This is a genomic window from Evansella cellulosilytica DSM 2522 (assembly GCF_000177235.2).
GTDB lineage: Bacteria > Bacillota > Bacilli > Bacillales > Salisediminibacteriaceae > Evansella > Evansella cellulosilytica.
Genome location: NC_014829.1, coordinates 3,220,357 through 3,241,089, shown reverse-complemented (window position 1 = coordinate 3,241,089; position 20,733 = coordinate 3,220,357). Strand labels below are relative to the sequence as shown.

Annotated in this window: 13 protein-coding genes and 1 pseudogene; 9 read left to right on the top strand and 5 right to left on the bottom strand. The window is 31.1% G+C overall.

What is annotated here, in order from left to right:
* Positions 1–39 precede the first annotated feature (39 nt).
* On the bottom strand, positions 40–1,932 hold the full coding sequence (asnB, locus tag BCELL_RS15050; protein ID WP_013489626.1) for an asparagine synthase (glutamine-hydrolyzing): 1,893 nt from the start codon (positions 1,930–1,932) through the stop codon (positions 40–42).
* Between the two features lie 680 nt (positions 1,933–2,612).
* Here asnB and BCELL_RS15045 point away from each other — a divergent pair.
* The 4 genes from BCELL_RS15045 to BCELL_RS15030 all read left to right on the top strand — a co-directional run bounded on the left by BCELL_RS15045 (position 2,613) and on the right by BCELL_RS15030 (position 8,951).
* Positions 2,613–3,338: an RNA-directed DNA polymerase gene (locus BCELL_RS15045; RefSeq protein WP_157184211.1), complete on the top strand. Its 726-nt coding sequence runs from the start codon at positions 2,613–2,615 to the stop codon at positions 3,336–3,338.
* 354 nt (positions 3,339–3,692) lie between these two features.
* Positions 3,693–3,980 carry a hypothetical protein gene (locus BCELL_RS15040; protein ID WP_013489624.1) on the top strand — a complete coding sequence of 96 codons (288 nt, stop codon included), beginning with the start codon at positions 3,693–3,695 and terminating at the stop codon, positions 3,978–3,980.
* Between the two features lie 1,157 nt (positions 3,981–5,137).
* Positions 5,138–7,147: an ATP-dependent nuclease gene (locus BCELL_RS15035; RefSeq protein WP_013489623.1), complete on the top strand. Its 2,010-nt coding sequence runs from the start codon at positions 5,138–5,140 to the stop codon at positions 7,145–7,147.
* Between the two features lie 4 nt (positions 7,148–7,151).
* The gene (locus tag BCELL_RS15030) at positions 7,152–8,951 is read left to right on the top strand and encodes an ATP-dependent helicase (protein WP_013489622.1); all 1,800 of its coding nucleotides are present in this window, start codon (positions 7,152–7,154) and stop codon (positions 8,949–8,951) included.
* Positions 8,952–9,450: 499 nt separating this feature from the next.
* Here BCELL_RS15030 and BCELL_RS21725 read toward each other — a convergent pair whose 3' ends face one another.
* Genes BCELL_RS21725 through BCELL_RS15010 form a run of 4 tightly spaced genes read right to left on the bottom strand, consistent with a single transcriptional unit; the run spans position 9,451 to position 16,256 of the window.
* A complete protein-coding gene (locus tag BCELL_RS21725) occupies positions 9,451–10,095 on the bottom strand; it encodes a hypothetical protein (protein WP_013489621.1) in 645 nt (214 codons plus the stop codon).
* Positions 10,096–10,099: 4 nt separating this feature from the next.
* Entirely contained in the window at positions 10,100–11,749 is a 1,650-nt protein-coding gene (locus BCELL_RS15020) for a site-specific integrase (RefSeq protein WP_013489620.1), read from the bottom strand.
* 2 nt (positions 11,750–11,751) lie between these two features.
* Positions 11,752–14,973, bottom strand: coding sequence for a hypothetical protein (locus BCELL_RS15015; RefSeq protein ID WP_013489619.1), 3,222 nt, complete (start codon positions 14,971–14,973; stop codon positions 11,752–11,754).
* 38 nt (positions 14,974–15,011) lie between these two features.
* A complete protein-coding gene (locus BCELL_RS15010) occupies positions 15,012–16,256 on the bottom strand; it encodes a hypothetical protein (RefSeq protein ID WP_013489618.1) in 1,245 nt (414 codons plus the stop codon).
* A gap of 172 nt (positions 16,257–16,428) precedes the next feature.
* Between BCELL_RS15010 and BCELL_RS22235 the strand changes: the two are divergent.
* The 5 genes and pseudogenes from BCELL_RS22235 to BCELL_RS15000 form a co-directional block, all read left to right on the top strand.
* Positions 16,429–16,560: pseudogene (locus tag BCELL_RS22235) on the top strand (JAB domain-containing protein); the annotation flags it as partial.
* Between the two features lie 699 nt (positions 16,561–17,259).
* Complete coding sequence (locus tag BCELL_RS23070) at positions 17,260–18,012, top strand: reverse transcriptase domain-containing protein (RefSeq protein WP_245546890.1); 753 nt, start codon at positions 17,260–17,262, stop codon at positions 18,010–18,012.
* 204 nt (positions 18,013–18,216) lie between these two features.
* Positions 18,217–19,131, top strand: coding sequence for a group II intron reverse transcriptase (locus tag BCELL_RS23065; protein WP_245546889.1), 915 nt, complete (start codon positions 18,217–18,219; stop codon positions 19,129–19,131).
* Between the two features lie 182 nt (positions 19,132–19,313).
* Entirely contained in the window at positions 19,314–19,436 is a 123-nt protein-coding gene (locus tag BCELL_RS23230) for a hypothetical protein (protein WP_280965075.1), read from the top strand.
* 250 nt (positions 19,437–19,686) lie between these two features.
* Positions 19,687–20,727 (top strand): rod shape-determining protein, encoded by a 1,041-nt coding sequence (locus BCELL_RS15000; RefSeq protein ID WP_013489617.1) that lies wholly within the window; start codon positions 19,687–19,689, stop codon positions 20,725–20,727.
* Positions 20,728–20,733 lie beyond the last annotated feature (6 nt).

Here is a 20,733-nt window from a genome sequence, read left to right as displayed (position 1 = left end):
ACGAAACCCTAAGGATGAATGATGTAACAAAGAAACTCTTTACCCCCCTTTTTGTAGGATACCAGTTACCATAACACGCTGGGGTTGAACAATCTCTTCATTCTGAAAAAACTGTTCATACCACAAAATAAAACAGTAAATCGACCATATTTTACGCATATTTGCTTTTGTGCCATATCGGTGCTCATCCAATAGCTTCATGAGTTCTTTTGTTTCAAAAAAACGACTAGATATATCTGAATTAAACTTAACTTTGATCATTTCATAGTATTTCTCTTGTTTTATCCAACTAGCCAATGGAGATGGGAAACCTAACTTTTTTTTATTTGCAGTCCTTTCGGGAAGTTCCCTCATAGCTGCTTGACGTAAAGATACCTTAGTACGTTTCTTTGCGACCCGATATTTTGATGGTAAATGCAAGGCTATATCTAACAGTTTTGTATCTAAAAAAGGAACCCTAAGTTCTATGGAGTGTGCCATACTCATACGATCTGCTTTCACTAAAATATTATTACTTAACCAGGTATGAAAATCTAAATACTGCATTTGTGTAAGTTGATCTAGGTGATTAGACTCCTCAAACCAGCTATTTGTTAATAAGGAAGCCTGTTTATTTAAACTCTTATTTTTTAATATTTGTTGCCTTTCATCATAATTAAATACATAATCGATTCGGAAAAAGCGCTCCTTTAACGGTAGAACACCTCTCATCAAAAATCGACGTCCTTTAATTTGTGGTAGTTTTTCTGCTATAGTTCCCAATAGTTTCCGAAAAGAGTAAGGGAGTTTTTGATACTTTTCGTATATCAAGGCTTCTGTATACTGATTATATCCACCAAATAGCTCATCTGCACCTTCACCTGATAAGACAACTTTTACATAGTTACTTGCTTTATCAGCTAGGAAATATAACGGAATTGCAGAAGGGTTTGACATTGGTTCATCCATATGATACTGGACCTTTGGTACTGCTGCGAAAAAATCATCTGCTGATACTTTTTCAGTTATATTTTTAATACCTATTTGTTTGGCAAAATTAGTAGAATCTTGTAATTCACTAAATTGTTCCTCTTCATATCCAACAGAAAATGTTTTTATTTTGTTTCTTTTTGCTACTTCATGGAGAACGAAGCTGGAGTCAATTCCCCCGGATAGAAAACCTCCAATTTCGACATCGCTAATCTCATGTATTTTAACAGATTCTTGAAATGTATTCGTAATCAACTTAACATAGTCATCCAAGTCTTTTGAGTTATCAATATTATAGTTAAATTTGTGATATTCATATGTTTCAAATTGTCCGTTATCATATTCGAAGTAATGTCCAGGCTTCAGTTTATATACGTTTCTAAACATTGTTTCACTAGAAGGAATATACTCGAAACTGAGATAGTAAGATAAAGATGCTTCATTGAAAACTTTCTCAAACTTCGGGTGGGGAAGAAATCCCTTTATTTCTGAACTAAATAAAAATTCCTGTCCATTTAAATAATAAAAGAACGGTTTAATTCCAAAGATATCACGGGCACCAAAGAGTTTATGTTCCAATTGATCCCATATTACAAATGCGTACATCCCCCTTAATTTATTTAACAGTGATTTCCCATATTCTTCATAACCATGTAATATTACTTCTGAATCAGAGTTCGTCCGGAAGTGATGCCCTTTACTCAAGAGTTCTTCCCGCAGTTCTTTATAATTATATATTTCTCCATTAAATACGAGTACTTTTGTTTCATCTTCATTAAATAGTGGTTGTTTACCATGATCAACATCTATTATTGAAAGACGTCTAAAACCTAAGGCAATCTTACTGTCTAAAAAGTATGCCTCATCATCTGGCCCCCTATGGATTATTTGGTCTGCCATATTTTTTATTATCGTTTTATTATTATTCTGTTCGTTTATTAAATAGCCTACAAAACCACACATCGTATTTCCTCCACATTTCCGTATTATTTTTTTAAGTTCAAATAACTAAACCCTGGGATTAAAAACATAGTTACAGTATTAATGTTATATTAAAAATGTGAAGAAATTACGGAGTTATTGTAGTTACGAAAAATCTATGAATAAAAGAAGGATAATTATAGATATCTTTTCATAATTATTATGAACACTCTTAAATCAATCCTGAGACAATTTTCACATGATATGTGAATACGTATGAATAAATATATTGAATTTGGATAAAAATTCTGAAAGTGGAGCTGCTTTCCATTATGATTAATATACGCTAGAAATACTCGAGACATATTCCCTAATCATGCATGTATTAGATGAACTTTTAGCTCCTTATAAAAAACAAAAAGATGGTAAAACACAGTCTTTCGAATGGCATATTAGTCCACTCCATGATGGATGATCCATTTTATGATGAAATATTGTCAAAGTGGTTATAACTTATTTACTGGAATAGATGTGTTAAAGTTAAAAAAATTACCAAAGAATACTCAAGAAGTAACCAGTATTGAATATAGAGATACAGTTGCTTCTTTTTTTGTTTTTTTTAATTGTTGTTTGTACACGATAATTCAATGCTTATTAAAGTAAACCGAGGAAACTGTGAAAATAGGAATGGGAATAGGTTTTCCGTAATATTAGATAAAATAATGCAGATGAGTAACTTCGGGGAGACAAATGGTATTATTGTTGGTCCGGAATTTTCTCGAATTGTTGCAGAAATTGTACTTTGTAGGATTGATAAAATTGCTTATGAAAGAATAGAGCATGAGAATATCTTCTATAAACGAGATTATGAGATAGTTAGGTCCATTGATGATATTTTTATATTTACAAATTCTTATCATACAGCAGACGTAATAAAAAACATTTATATTGAAGTGTGTAATGAATATAAATTAAAAATTAATGAATCGAAGGCTTTTGTTGAGAGTAACCCCTTCTTGAAAAAACATATATGTGTCGTAAAGTTAGGGAGGATTTTAAAAGAATATTTCGACTTATTTGAAGAGCCATCATCGTTGAATAAACCTAGTGTTAGAAGAGAAACCAATACTTTTATATCAGAGGTACGTGCAATTATAATAGAGTTTGAAAAAGATAAGCATAGTATTGTTTCTTTTATTTTATCTGCGTTAGAAAACGTTTGTAAGGGATTGATTTCCAAATCGTTTGGAAAAATACAAAGTAATGAATACAAAAGTTATCTACTGTATAAATTTGTAGATTTAATACATTATGTTTTGACTTTTTCATTAACTACTCAGAATGTTATTAAGTTTTCTAAACTAATTGTTTACATAACTAATGAATCTCAAATAATTAATGACAATTCTATACAAGAGCTCATCTTTTATAAAACTTTAGAAGTATAAAATATCATAGTAATAAAAGAAGTGAAATACTATATTTAATTATTATACTAATGGAATACTAAATGGAAATCCCTGAAAACTTACTAATAGATATACTCAATATTGACTCTAATTACTTTACTTTATCTTCAATTACATATTATCTCAGCGAAGGTAACAGGAGTTTTTGATATATGGACTTCGACTAAGGAAGATATGATAAAAGCGTTGGTTGAGAAAACTACCAGTTTGGATCAAACATATTAGTCTCTAAACTTTATGTGGTAAAGTCAATAAATCTTATAATGGGTAAATTTGTTTCTAAAAATATGTTTTTTTACACTGTTCTAAAAAATTACATAAATAAGGTCTAATATGAATTTTACAGCAAAAATTATTTTAATAGCATTAGCCATAATTTTCACATCAATTATTTTGGATCAAGTGTTAAGAGTTCCCACTGGAAGATATACACTTGGTGATGAAGCTGCCAGGGTTGGTTTCTTCGGGAATTATTCTGGTGGTATTATCGGTGGCATTGTAGCCTATTTAATTGCAAATAAAGAAAATAAACAAACAAAGCAGCAAGTAATGCTCGAAAAAGAAGAAAACCAGAGGAAAGTTGAAGAGTTACTATTTGATATCATTAACCTATTTTTATAAGATGAAATAGAAAAAAATATTAGAATTTTAAGTAAAAAAAAAGATTTTAGTGATTATCTGGAAAGTCATGATAATCCTTTTCAACTTGGCCATAGATGGCATTTTGATACGAGTCATTTTGAAGAGATTAAATTTGATATAATTAAGTATAAGAATAACCCGCTCATTAAAGAAACAATTAGTCTTTACAAAATTTTAATGGTCCTAAATAGGACTAGTGATATCAAACAACTAAATCAAAAACAATTATGAAGATCTAAAAAGAAATTATTTTTTCTGGAGTAAATGCGTTGATGAGGCAGAAATAGTTTTTCTTAATCGATTATAATTAGGTAAACACCACTACACCATAATATCTGCGACCACTATTCAACCCAAATGGTATATAGGAACATAATCTACACCTATCAAAACTTTAATGTTATGAAAATTTAGGGGAAGTTTGAAATGCTTTTAGAATTTGCTTAACCACTACTACATAGTACAACGATACTGTACAGCAGACAAGAAGAACGATAGACATAAAGTTTGCCATCGGCCTTCTTCAACTAATATAGGAGCTTTAGTGTAACAAGAGTAACAAATATATCAACTATTTACTGGAAAATACAACGATGCCATTTTAAAAAATGTGATAATTCACAATTTGGTGCGATTGTGGAGAACCAAAAGCCTATTTCCTCGGTATAAATAGAAGGATTAGGCTGTTTTATTTTAAAGTAAATTTTTTCGGTTGTTGCAAGCAAACAAAAGTCGATTTCTAATTTAAAATTCGGCTTTTTTGCTTAAAGTATTTTTCTTCCTTCCCTTAGTAGAGATATGTATAACCTTTGTATTGTTTTCAGAATTTATTAATTGTTGAAAAAGGTATTATTTAGTAGAATAATATCATAATGCAATTCCCATAAATTGTAGGAGGTAATATTTACATTGTCTACGTTTAAAAAATCTCTTTACTGGATAGTAGCATAAAGAAATACCATTGGCTTCAATCATCAATGTTACTATTTCTTTGAAATCAATGGAGAGGTAAATAGGCAACATTTAATGAGTGAACTTCCTACTAATTACAGAAGTTTCAAAGACCACTTAGAAAAATAAAACATCACAACAATGAACAGGCAACCCATAAAAAGACTTAACTTTAGGGGGGAAATATGAACGAACTAAGCGCTCCATACATTTCAAGGGTAAAAATTAAAAATTTCAGAAATTATAAAGATGTTGACGTAGTTCTGAGTCATAAACAGGTAATCATTGGGGAAAACAACGTCGGAAAAACAAACTTTCTAAGAGCAATTCAAATCATTTTAGATCCGAAGCTGTCTGATGAGGATCGTTATTTAAATGAATCTGATTTCTTCGATGGATTAGTTGATCCAATGAAAAATGGTGATGAAATTGAAATAATAATAGAAATCAAAGGATTTGAACACAATAAATCTCTTTTATCTATGTTAGCCGATGCAACGATAAGAGCTAGCGAACCAGTAATAAGACTTACATACCATTACTTTCCTGTAACTAATATAAACGGGAAATATGAATATGAGTACACTATATTTCAAGGAGAAAAGACAGAAGTTGCATTTAATCATTCACATAGAAAGTATCTAAATTTAAAAGTTATAAATGCTATACGTGATGTTGAAGCTGAGTTGAAAAATATTCGTAGATCCCCCATTAATCAATTATTAAAGCAATATAAAATTGATAAAGACGAACTGGTTGAAATCTCCAATAAACTAAAACAACAAAGTAATGATATTCTGACTATTGATGAATTAGTTGATCTCCAAACTCAAATAAATAAGAGATTCTCAAATGTTTTGGGCAACCAACCTTATTCAAAGATTGCATTAGAAACTGTAGACGTTGATCCAAATCGAATACTTAACACCTTGAAATTAATGATCGGCATAGAAAAACAACGACCTACTAGTGAAACGAGTCTGGGCTTAAATAATATTTTGTACATTTCCTTAATTCTGTTATCTTTGGAAGATAAGACAATCCCTTCACTAATCAAAAAGGATACATACGATGAGCTTATTTTAGAAAATGAAAGTGACATTTTAACACTGTGCTATGAAAAAACGGAAAAAGAAAACTATTCTCTAAAACAAGATCTGAATGAACAGAATTTAATTGATTTATACAGTTTTATGGATACTAATCATTCTTCGACCGAGGGGTTCACTATTCCAGCTATCGAAGAACCTGAAGCTCATTTGCACCCTACTTTTCAAAGAATTATTTACAAGGATGTAATGAAGAAAAACACATCTGTTTTAATGACTACGCATTCTCCATATATTACATCTGTTGCTCCATTAGATTCAATTGTCCATTTACGAGCGACAAACCAAGGAACCGTAGTCCATTCAACCGCAACTATAGAATTAACAGATGGTGAACGGAGAGACCTAGAAAGATATATTGATGTGAAAAAGGGTGAAATATACTTTGGTAAAGGTGTCATTTTGGTTGAAGGAATTGCTGAAGAATATTTAATTCCTGCTTTTGCTGATTTATTAGAAAAACCATTGGACTTAAAAGGGATTATATGTTGTAACATTAATTCAACAAATTTTAAACCATTTGTAAAATTCCTTGATTTATTAGGCATACCGTATGTCGCTCTCACTGACGGAGATTTTTATATTGAAGTCAAAGATGATGACGATAATGAACCCACAAGAAAATTTCATATAATGTCCGAAGGTTCTAATCAACAATATGGGTATCTTGGGAACGAACGAATTAGTAGCTTGTTAATTGATCTACAAAAGTTGAATGAGTCAAAAATACCTGATTCCTTTCAAGAACAAGATAAATTTTTTTCTAAATTAGGATTCTTTATCGGCAGGTACACAATGGAAGTCGATATTATGGATACCTGCTCTGCAAGTGAAGATGGAAAGAAAGTTATTTTTGACATATTTAATGAGTTGACATCAGGTGGTTCAAGGCAACAAACTAATTTCAGAAAAGAGTTCGAGGAGAGAAAATACTGGGATTGTCTGAAAAAGATAGAGAGCAGTAATAATGGAATTGGAAAGGGGAGATTTTCCCAACGTCTTTCAACCAGTTGTAGGGTTGAACATATTCCTTCGTATATTGATGATGCTATAACAGATATTTACGCTAGAGTTGATGAGGTTTAAGTAAATGATTCCATATGAAAAAAAACTTGAGCAAATAAAAAAAGATGAATCTCAGTATGCAGCTTACAATTCAAATGTCAGTACAGTCGTTAAAGCAGGTCCAGGAAGCGGAAAAACAACCGTTTTAACTTTAAAAATTATGAAACTTTTGTACGAAAAAATAAAACCTCCAAGGGGTTTAGCTTGTATCACTTACAATAAAGAAGCAGTAAAAGAGTTTACTAATAGATTGTATGATTTAGGTTATAAGAAAAGACAGAACGTTTTTTTAGGAACTGTACATGCATTTTGTATTGCAGAAGTTATTAGTCCCTATATTCATTTATACGAATACGATGTCCCTCTTCCATTAACAATTATTTCAGAAAAAGATAGAAAACAAATTTATGATAATATTGTTTCTGAATTAGATTATGATCCTAAAAAAATTAGAATTGAGGATATGGACAAAGAACGAACTCTAAGTATTGATGGAATTAGTTCTGTTGCTCTAGAACCTTTTGAAGTGGCATTGAGAATTGCTAAAGAGTATGAAATTCGTCTTCGTTCAAAGGGTATGGTTGATTTCATTGAAATTGTAAAAATGGCTACATTGTTAATTCAAAATCATTATTATGTTAGAAAATGCTTAGAGGCAAAGTTTCCTTGGATTTTAATTGATGAATACCAAGACTTAGGTAAACCCTTGCATGAAATGGTTTTAGCCCTTTTTCATAAGACAAATATTAAAATATTTGCAGTCGGAGATCCTGATCAATCCATATATAGCTTTAATGGAGCCATACCAGATTATCTAAACGAACTATATCGACACCCGAATATATTGCCAATCGAACTCTTTACCAATTATAGGAGTCATCAAGATATTATTGACGCTTCACTTGTAGGGTTAAACCAGGAAGGACGAAAATATATATCGGGTAAAGATTTTAAAAGTGAAGCTGAATTTCATTTTGTAACATGTGAAGAAGAACTAGATGATCAGTATAATGATGTCGTTAACAGCATTATACCCGAATGCATAGAAAAGGGTATTCCACTAGAAGAGATTTGTATATTAGTTCAAGGTGGTAAAGAAATTAAGGCAATAGGAAATTTATTAGCAAAAACAAATATTCCATTTTATGTATCGAAGTTTGATTTTAAACGTAGCGATGTTGTGATGTGGTTAGAATCCTGTGCAGCTTGGGTAATCAATAATGAAAACGAGTCCTTCTCTAAACTTTTTGATTTTTGGGTAAGTTTGTACAACAGGCATATTAAAGTTCTAACACTCACCCAGTTAATGCAAGAAAGAAAAAAAGTCTATAAGATGCTCGCTGAAAGTCGAACTTTCACTAATAACCTTGAAGAGTGGTTGAATTTTGTAATTGAGGAACTAAAATTGAATTCCGTTCTAGAGAGCTCTAAGGTTTACCCTGATGAACTTGATAATTTAACATTATTATTTCGAGAAATTAAAGATCAGAACCAGTCTAACTACGATTTAGAAAAATTTGCAAATTTAGGGAAAGCAGTTAACCAGGTTACTGTCTCAACAAGACACAGCTCAAAAGGTTTAGAATTTGAAGTGGTGATCATGCTTGGAATGGAAGATGGTACTTTTCCTTATTATTTGAATGTGAATGACCCAAAAAAACTAAGTGAAGATCGGAGAGTATTTTTTGTTTGTGTATCTAGGGCTAAAAGAATATGTTATTTATTACGTTCAAAAAAATATACCCGAATGACTTGGAATGGTCAAAGGACGTTCTATCCAAAACCATCAATTTTTTGGAAGGAATTGTATCAGAGTGTAAAGTAGAACTTAAGCAAAATCATTTGATGAAGATCAAAATTGGCACTCAATTTTGATCTTCATTTCTTTTGTTCCTTGACTGATAAATTTAAAATTTTCCTTTGTTGTTGTCATTTCAAGTCTTTCATTTTTCCCTTTATTATTTAATTGAATTTCCTGGATCATATGGCTTGGCAAACATATTTTTCAACAGTTCAGAGTTTAACGTCACAAACTCTCTCGTATACAATTTCAACTAATGGGTTTAGTTTAAAATCGACAGCAGAAAATGATTAAACTTTTTTACAAAAATTGTGCAGTGTTTCTCAAATGAATAACCCCTTTTTGATCAATCTTTTTTTTAAAACACGTTATTTAATTTAACGTAAATACAGGGTTTGAGAGATTTTTTTTGATCAAACTTTATTTCAAAGCTACAGTATCTTTCATTATTTTCAATATTACTCGATTGGTAAAATGGTACATTCTTATGGACGTAATCAGATAGTGTATTACTATCCTCTTTTTAATTATTTTTCAGTCTGTTCTTAAAAAAGTTAGCTACATTATTTTGATTTTGAGTTTCTTTCTTTAATACTGAAAGGTAATCTAAGGGGTTTGAGAATATACTTTTTAGTGCAGAATCAAAAAAATTTAAATTTTCATGTGAAGACTTGTTTAGAAAGTAATGAAAAACCTGTGATATTAATTCTTGTTGCTGTTTATTCAATGTTTTTAAATCTTCATGTGATGTTTTTAATGATAATATACTTTCTTCTTTTGTATTTAGTTCTTTTTCAAGCTGTTCTACTTTATTTTGCTTAGATTCTAATTCGTTGAAAAGAGTTGTTTTTAGTTCTTTATTTGTTATTTTATTATCTATTAGGTTTATTAAACTTTGTAGCTCATGATTTTTTTCATGTCTTTCAAGTTTGTGAGATAGAGCTGAATTTACCTCATCTATTAATTTTCTGCCAGTTCGATCCTTTTTCCTCCAAAATGATTCTGACGGTAATTTAGATATCTCTTTATTCTGATATAATTCAATACAATAATTGTGTAAATCAATATACTTAATCTCTTTCGATACACCATGCTTTAGAACGTAACTATTTACTATTTCTTTAGCTTCATATTCGGTTAGTATTGGTTTTCGACCTTTTTTAGTCATATAATTAATAGATACTCCTTTCAATTTGGATGAGTTTTGATAAATTGTGGAGTTCTGACTTAACTTTTTGGAATGTTCGCTGTAAGTCTTTCTCGTTTTCTAGGTGTTCGGGTGTCATGATATTTAAAACTGTATTTGTATGAATTTTATAAATGAAATTCATGAGTTCCATTAGATTATTTCGATTTTTATTAACCTTTTCGATAATAAGATCATGTTTTATTTTTAAACCATCTAAATCAATTCGCCAGTGGCTACAGAGCATGCATTCTTTAGATTCACAACGTATAAGAGAGTCGCTACAATAGCCAATTTCTAATTCGCCTCTAAAACTTGATGTAGGTAATTCAAAAGCCTTTAGTTTAACATTTTCTGGAATATATCTAATATTATTGTTATCGAAATTAGATATGTTTTTATAGTTTTTAATTAACTTAAATACCTCGTTATCAATCCAGTATTCTTTGTGAAAGCTGTAATGATACTGTGCTGCTATGGTTCTATGACCACCTAAACGAGCTATTTCAACAGGTGAAATACCTTGCATCATAAGTGAAACAAAAGCTATGTGGCGAGTATCATTTGGACTTAATTTTTGATTTAAAGGTACGTTAATTTGATAATATTCGTTAATAACTTCTTTGTAAAAACGTTTAAGTAACTTTTCTAAATTATTTTTATTGAATGAGTTGAGGTCTCTTTTTTGAAGTTTTCTACGTCCTGTGTTGTCGACGTAAATTAATGATCTATAAGAGATAAGTGTTTCACTTTCTCCATATTCTTCTGTAAGCTCAATATAATTATTTAATAAGTGATACATACTTTCATTTATTTCAATTTTATTATAATAATTTACTATATCTTTCTGATTTAATGGTTTTTTAATTCGAGATATTGTAACAAAATATTTATTATTTTCTTTTGAAATACAATCCCTTTTTATTAAACAAAATTCAGTAGATCTTATTGGAATTATTGTAGTTAAATTCCACCAAATTAAGATTGGATAGAAAAGGATTGTCTTTTTTATAGTTTCTTCATCATCAAATAATTCATCTTTTTTGATGTCAGCAAAATATTTTTCTAAATAATATGAGAATAATAGGCTATATCTTGATGAAGGTAGTTGAATAGGATTTTTAACAAATTTAATTTTGTTACGTATATCGTATAATTTAGCAAGATATTTACTTGAATTGGAAATTTCACTAAAATCAAAAAAACTAAAAACAGTAGACAGAACATAAGTCTTTTCATTATTAGTGATATGATCTTCATGAAGCCATTCTACAAAATGATTTATACGATCTAAAGAGAAAAAGTTTGTAATATTGATTGCCATGCAAAAATGATGGAAATAGTGAATACACGTAGATGGTCGGTATTTATCAAGTAATGAACCAATCCAACATTTTATTAGTAATTGATCATCTTTATTTAAATCTTTTTCAATCTTTCCGAAATCTAGTTTAATAGACCTTCCTGGACTATACTCATGTGAGAATAACCAAATGTCATCGTGAAGTGAATTCGATAAAAAAATACCATTTGTTTTAAGTTCAGATATTAAATTGTTTGCGTAAGTAATTTCATATTCGGATAAATAGGGGTTATCAAAAGAAACATTAGTTATTGTAGTTGTATTATCACTCAAGATCACTCAACTCCTTTTGGTGTATAAGTAGCGTATTTATGTATAGGTTTTTCCGAATCAATATCATTTAATAAATCTAGTAACTTTATATAGCCTTGTTTACTTCCCTCAAAAAATCCAAAGACTACATCTTCGCCAAACTTATTAACGGCATCGTCTAAAATATCTAATTCCATAAACAACAGATTTACTTGTTTTGTCTTTTCAATTTCAAAATTAGTATTGTTGAAGTCGTTTTCAAACTGTTTTAGTGTGTTTGTAACGCTAGAGACTATGTTAGCAGTAGCATAAAAGTTTGGTACAGAATAAACACAATTCTTACAGTCTAAACCAGTATTAAGACAACCTTTTTCCGAAACAATACATTGAAAGTCATCGTCTTTTCCAGGTAAGAAATTCTTTTGGAGCTTGTTTAAAGTTTTAAATGCTTCTTTTGATCCTTTATTAATAAATAATTGGATTATAGATTCTTTTTGTTTGATTACACTGTTTAAAAAACCCGAGGTGGCTTCAATGTTATAAATATCTTTGAATACTGATTTTAACTTTAGTATATTGTTCGTTTCTTCTGTCAGGTCGCTTGTTGTATTTCCGTAAACTATTTCACTAAGTATTTTTGGTATATAACCAAATATTCCACGATTAAATAAGTTTATCGAAAGTTTATTAATATCTTCGTCTGGGATTTTAATATACATATTGGTTGATTCCTCACTTTTATGAGAACGAAGTCGCTGAGCAATGTTAAGAGCTGCACCACCATGTCTTTCCTTTTTTAGTAGTGTATACATGATAGTAAGTAATGTTCTATTCATCTTTCTGTTTTTAAATTTGAATTCTTTAGGAAAATCCTTAAAAAAATTATTGTTATGTGTGTCGAGAAAGTTATTTTGTTTATTGTTAAAATTAATAATATTATCTGAAATAGGGTAACAATGATGATTTATCAAATGACAAATTACATAGGCGTTAGCAACAGCGACTTTTATGTCATCAGATATGAAAAAATTATTGATAGCCTTAGTTTTAGAAACAATGTATTCTTTTGTTAAAAGCAAATTAATGATTTTATCCACTTCATCGTTGGTAAGATCTCTATTAGAAAAATCTTCTAATGAATTTATGTTTAAAAAAGAAATATTAATCATTTTTATATTACATATATCCCTATGTCTCCAAGCATTGTTTAGGTGTAATAATATATAAAGCCAAGAATAAGCATATTCATTTGATTGTCTAGAGTTTACTCTATATAAACCGTCATTTATTGCAATCTCTCTATGGTTAAGGTTATTTACGTATGAATAGATCTGCTTAAAGGTAATGTAATCATATATACCCATGTCTTGATTTAAAGTTCTAGTGTTTGACGAATTTTTTATTTTTTTAACCTGGAATGAGGTTTTAATATTATCTTGAATTAATCGGTAATAAAGTTTATTAATAAAGGGTATTATAATATTTCGATGATTAATTGGAATATTTGAATTTAGTAAACTAAAATTTATTTCATTGCTCGATATTAGATGTAATTCCGAATCCAAAATAAAGTCCGATAATAATTTAGTGCATTTTACCAAGGTATTTACAAAGTAGGGCACAGTTTCTTTCGCTTTATTGTTATATAGAATAGAATCGGTGCAGTAATCAAACCAATATTGTTGTGTAATAGGTGATTTTTCGTGAAACTCAATGCCGTTTATTTCCAATAGTTCGTAAAAAGCCGAAAGTGGATCATTGTATGATATGGAATCTAATAGTTCTTGATGTTCTTTCTGTTTTAACAGTTTTTCGTACTCTGATTTAGGAAAAAGTAAGAATGTTGGAGAACCTATATCGAAAGCGTATCTTTCGATACCCGTTGGTTTTTTTCTATTTTTAAAGTATCTAAAGTAATGTTCTCCAAGTGTTTCAGAAACTAAAGCCGAAGGAACATACTTCTCTGTAATATCCTGTTTTAGTTTTAATAAATTATTTATTTCTTCTTTGTAGTAATGGGTTGTGTTGTGGAAATTATAAAAAGACAGTTTAGTGTCTTTTCTAATAGTGATTAGTTCACTATCTGAAACTTTCAAAAGTTGTAAGGTCTCTTTTAGAGAATGGAATTTATCTTTTTCCCCAAGATATAGCCATGTATCATCTTTGTTAAACATTTCAATAATGTCTTTTCGTTCATAGAACCTTAATCTTATGTGCAAATCAATCTGTTCAATGTTGTGATGATTGGTCAAGAAGTTTAATTGATGATAAGTAATATTATATTGATTAACCGCTTCTTTATTGGAAATATAATTAGTTAGGAATTCATTAACATGCTCTTTTTTGAAATAAATATTATCCCCTAAAAGTTGCTGACCTGTTTTAAAATATTTAATACCTAATTTTTCACACATTATAAATAAACTAGGGATAAAGTTAGATTTTAGAATGGTAATTGAAGTTTTATTCATACCAAATAATTTTCTAATCTCTGTAAAAGTATAGTAGTTATTTGATAAATTTAGATGTTTCCTGTAAAACGATGAAAGAGAATAATACTCTACATATAAAATTTTTTCGTGATTCTTAAAGTGTATGATTGAATTTTCGAGACAGAGTTTATACAAAGTTTCATTTTTCTTAACTAATTTCGAAAAAATACTACTTTTGATTATTGTTGTTCCTTTGATCCATATAGCTTTACGTTCTCTGGAAGAAAAGTTTTTTGATAAAACTTTTACTTTGGTTAAATCGGATTTAGAGATGTATTCTGTATTTTTTGAGATTCTGATTAAATTTACATTCTTGGTATATACAATGTTTTCGTAGATATAAATATTGATGTTTAATTTGTGTAAAAGTTCGTCTTTGTGATATACATTATCAATAAATTTTTCTACATCAGATTTAGCGAAATATAATGAATTCCTGTAGTTAACAGTCTTTATTTTATATACCTGATTACATTTAGATAGTATTTCGCTTAAATGTTTCCTATAAGATGTGGTACTAGACGATCTACAAACAGTTTGTAGAAAACTATCTGTACTTAAATAGTTTTCCGATAAGTCCTTTTCAATCTGAACAACTTTCATTACTTCATCACGATTAAAATAGGCCACATTGTTAATTCTGTTGACATTAAGATAGCCTTCCTGAATAAGGAGTTTTACTTTATTCTTAGTGACGGGAATATTTTGTTTATTGTAAAAAAATGAGGATAATTTAATAAGATTATCTTCCAAATTATTTGCCTCCTATAATTGTGACATTGCTCCTTTATTTAGTTTTGGAAATATTTTTCACTTAACTTTGTAATTCGAGGTAAATTGTCTTTGATTGCATTTATAGTTGTTTTTTCGTCTACATACTCCATGGATGAATTAATATTAGTATCACCTCTAGCAATAGCTATTTGAGTAGGTGTAAGTTTCATGTCAAACAGTATATTACTGTAAATTCCTCGACCTATATGAGTAGACCAATAACTTTCACTTAATAACGTGTAATCTTCATATCTGCCTTGCTTTAATAATTCCTCTAAAAAACGTTTTTTCACTTTATTGAACCTTCGATCATAAACCTTACCTGACATTGCATTTCCATCTTTATTTAAAAATATTGCCTGTTTATTTTTAGGTTTCATAGTTTGCAGGTATTTAATATGCTCAAAGTAAACTTCCCACACTAAAGGTATATCCATTATGATTTGTTTGCACAGCCTAGGGCTAAGATAATTTGTTCTTTTTGGAAACTCGTTTGATGTATCTTCCAAATGAGGAAATAAGATATGTCTATTATCTTTTATGTCAACTATCATAGATTCATTTGGAATAACCTTTAAATCCAATTTGGTAACATTTACAACCTCACCTCTACGTAACCCACCATAAAACTGAAAACAAATACCTAATGCAATATCTGGTGAAACAGCTCTAGCCACTTGTATAAATAAAATCATAAGCTCATAACGATTCTTACCGAAATCTTTTAGTTTTAAAATAGTATTTGATTTTCTTGAAGAAGGATATTTAGTTTGCAGATGACTTTTTTCAAATAACGATTTAACCGTTCTTCTATCTTTGTAAAAGTTAAATTCAACCTCTATCTTTTCATTGATATAGTTATTCTCGCTTAAAAACACAAAAAAGTTAGTGAGTACCCCTTCATACAATTTAATCGTGTTCCTCGATAAACCATTTCTTGTTAGATAAGAAATATAATTACTACCATGATATAGATTCAGCTTCTGTAAACCTGTAATTGATAGCTGCATGAACAATTTGTCTTTTTTATCTATTGATTTAAGAATATGGTTTAGAAAACGACATACTACTCTGGCTGGTAGTAATTGTGAATTTAATGATTTGCCATGATATGCGTATTTTACAGTTATAAATTCTGTAATCGGGTGAGGTACTTGAATGTTTGTTCTTAGGTCATGTATCATTATCGATACGACTTTATTATTACCATCAACCTCTTTAATCTCTTTTACAATAAACCTGTAAGATTCATTTAACTCCATATGATCGACCTACCTACTTCAAATGTTGTTATTTATATTTTACCTTTTTATAATATTTATTGCTACATTTAGCCTTATTAATTTTAGGAATGGCGAAATAGAAAATGTTGTAATATCAATGGTGGATGGGGATATATGCGCCATGTAATAGTTATCGCCTAATAGTGTACCTATAAGTCTACATAATCATCCTAGTGGCGAGTGTTCACCAAGTCGTGAAGATATCGATGTGACGAAACGGCTTGTTGAATGCGGAAAACTGCTTGGCATCGACATTTTGGATCACAGTGTGCGTTGTTCCTAGACAATCTGCGTAGAAATATGCAATAAAACTAGGCAAAGATATATATCTTTGAACTTTACGCTTGAATAGGTTGGTGTAATTCCAACTCATCGTTAAATGTTGGTAACGATGCTCTGAAACTCCGACATGCATGAATGGTTAACTACTTTTGTGTATGAAGCTCGGTAAAGGCGTTGAAAAGTAGACCTGAGAAGTGGTTAGCGAAGTAAGCGGGAGGCTATAAGACCGTCATGCTGACTCGCCAGGAATCCTCGTTCGTAAGGCTCGTAAAGATATAGGGAAACAAAATGAAGTTTCTCGCTTCTGTTTAAGAGGTTTAATCGTGGGTTTTGTATTTGTGGTTGCAAAATCTATACTAATCCAGCAAAGGAATAGTGTCTTGCGCCCTTCCAACTATGGACAAAAAGATGGTTAACGGGTCAAAGAGGACAGCTAAAACGGTAATTGAAAGCTAAAGTGTAAGGAACAGCGGAACCATAGAAGATGATGATAAGAGGAGTTAACCTCAAAGCATCTAAATTGTAGGAAATGACAATTGAATCTGTGGGGCAGCAGCCCGTAGTAGTTTTGAAGTTTCTGTAATGGAAATGGAGCGAAGGGGCATAGTCAGTTTAATTAACAAGTTATATCAACTTGTTAGGGAAGCCGCTTGGGCATACCTGATTAAAGCCTTGCATTCTCCCAGTAAGGAGGAACGCAATGGAACAAGAATCTAACTATCTAAAATCAGAACAGGAATTAAAAGATAAACAGGACGAATTATATCAAAAAACCATCGAAGGTATTAGACAAAAGGGACAATCACCTGGACACAAAGATTTAGTGGAACTAATGGTAAGTGAAGCTACAATACTAACGGCTATCCATCGTATTAAAGCGAATAAGGGAAGTCGTACTGCTGGAAGTGACCATAAATTGATGAAGCCAGATATTCTGCAAAAAGATTATCCCGAGGTTATACAACTTGTAAAAGAAGGCCTTCGAAAGTATCGTCCGAAACCAATTAAAAGAAAGTACATTCCAAAAACCAATTCTGAAGAATTACGCCCACTCGGGATTCCAAGCATTATCGACAGAGTGATTCAAGAATGTGTACGTTTAATTATTGAACCAATTATCGAAGCACAGTTCTTTAAACATTCATACGGTTTCAGACCGATGAGGGATTCAAGTATGGCACTTGTTCGTACGACTGACATTGTACACATATCAGGACATTATTGGATAATTGAAGGAGATATAAGCAAATTCTTCGATTGCGTCAATCATACGATTCTCATTAAAAAGCTATGGCATATGGGGATTAGAGATAGACGAGTGCTAATGATTATTAAAGCTATGCTTAAAGCTGGAATTATGGACGAGCTAAAGGAGAACCCAATTGGAACCCCGCAAGGTGGAATCATTTCTCCACTGTTAGCAAATGCTTATTTACACGCTTTTGACCAATGAGTGACCAGAGAATGGGAAAATAAGAAAACACGTTATCCGTACGCCCAAAAGTACAAACAATACGATAGGTTACGGAAAACAACACACTTAAAAGAAGCATATTTAGTGCGATATACAGATGATTGGGTACTCATAACGAGTTCCAAGCGGAATGCGGAGAAATGGAAGTACAGGATAACAAAGTATCTTAAAGAGCGATTAAAATTGACTTTGTCAGAAGAAAAAACGCTCATAACAGATATACGAAGACGACCAATAAAATTTTTGGGCTTTGAAATCAAGGCAATTAAAGGCAAAGCGAAAAATGGACATATACTCGTCAGCAAACCCAATCAACAACGATTAAAAGGAAAAGTAAATGAGATTCATAAAACAATAAAGAAAATAAAACGTGCAACTAAAAAAGAAGACCTAATACACTGGATAAATCTCATTAACTCTAAAATTAGAGGGCAAATTCAATACTATGAATGTACCACGAAAGTTAATGTGTACCTACGCAAGTATGCAGACAAACTTCATTATGCGGCTTACTTAAAACTGCGGAAACATGGTGGTTATAAGATGTCTGCTAAACAAGTGGACAACTTGCGGTCAGTACATGAAAAGTACAATACAAAAATACCGGTTATAGAATATAACGACTTGAAAATAGGTGTAACAAGATTGGATTTTTGCACATGGCAAAAAGCCAAAAACAAAAGTCCTAAAGAAACGCCATACACTGAACTAGGTCGACAGGTTCATATGAATAGAACCGGTAAAAAGCCTTTAAAAGTAAGAGCAGATGAACTTCTCAGTATGAATTGGTCTAAGATAATCAAAATTGGACATAAAGAAAAAATATACAACTTTGAATACTTTATGAATCGAGCATATGCTTTTAATCGTGATAAGGGAAAATGCAGAGTATGTAAAGAGGTATTACAAGGGGAGGATATCCATATACATCATATTAATCCTAAATTACCTCTAGATGAAGTGAATCGTGTTTCTAATCTTGCTTCCATGCATGAGCATTGTCATCAAATAATTCATAGCTCGAAAGATTATTCAACCGTCGGAAAGAAAACATGGGAAAAGGTTCTAGGTTTTAGAGAAAAGTTGAGCCTAACTTAGATAATTGAATTGATAGAACGCCGTATGAGGTGAAAGTCTCACGTACGGTGTGAAGTGGGGGAAAAGAGTTCCTAACGAGTAATGTCGAGGTTGTCTCTTACCTATCACTATTCATCATCGGTGATCAGCGCTTTTGTTCTTTAAAAGAAAAAGGATATCTATAAAAATAAGAGGAGTGACGAGTGAATGGTACAATCCCATTTACTCGTTATTTTATATATCCATATATGAACGTTCACAATAGACGAGTTTGTTATCCAAAAATTGTTATCGGTGTTACAAAAATATCATTATTAGTATTGTAAAAGTTTCACATTCTCAATAATCCTGTAATGTACATGTTTACATCATTGTGGTAGGATGAAGTGAGGATTTTAAAGCAATATATTTACAAATAAAGATAGAGTTTTTGTTTAGCTTTTTACAATGTTATTATATGATAGGAAAGTGTGTAGGATTTTTTCCTGTCGTTTGTATGAAAATGCTACTCATTCCTAAAAATATTAAGTATAATTACGATATGAGTTTTGTTTATAATGAAGGGAGATTACATAGATGTTTGGTGGTTTTTCAAAAGATTTGGGTATTGACTTAGGTACAGCAAATACGCTTGTATATGTAAAGGGAAAAGGTGTTATCTTACGTGAACCGTCTGTTGTAGCGATTCGTTCAGATTCTGGTTCTATTGAAGCTGTAGGTAATGATGCAAAAAATATGATAGGTCGTACGCCAGGTAATATTGTTGCTATTCGCCCGATGAAAGATGGCGTTATCGCAGATTTTGATACAACTGCTACGATGATGAAGTACTTTATTCGTCAAGCTCTAAGAAATCGTTCTATTTTTACAAGAAAGCCAAATGTAATGGTATGTGTGCCATCAGGGATTACAGCAGTAGAAAAAAGAGCGGTTGAAGATGCTACAAAACAAGCAGGAGCAAAAGAGGCTTATACAATAGAAGAGCCGTTTGCAGCTGCAATTGGAGCCGATTTACCTGTTTGGGAACCTACAGGAAGTATGATTGTAGATATCGGTGGAGGTACGACAGAAGTGGCAATCATTTCACTTGGAGGAATTGTAACGAGTGAATCAGTACGAGTTGCTGGTGACGAAATGGATGAAGCCATTGCACAGTATGTGAAGAAAAAATATAATTTAATGATCGGTGAACGAACTGCTGAAATGATCAAATTTGAAATTGGCTCAGCAGGCAAACCGGACACTCCAGATGAAATGGATATTCGTGGACGCGACCTCGTAAGTGGTTTACCTAAAACAATTACGATTTCTGCAGATGAAATTGCCAGTGCACTAGAAGATACTGTGGCACAAATTGTTCAATCGGTGAAGGATACGTTAGAGCAATCTCCTCCAGAATTAGCAGCAGATATTATGGATCGTGGTATCGTACTTACTGGTGGTGGGGCACTTCTACGTAATCTTGATAAAGTATTATCGGATGAAACGAATATGCCAGTTCTCGTTTCCGAAAGCCCATTAGATTGTGTTGCTATCGGTACAGGACGAGCTTTAGAGAATTTACATTTATTTAGATCAAAGGCAGGTATTACTGTAAGATCAAACAGAAAAGGATAAGAAGGT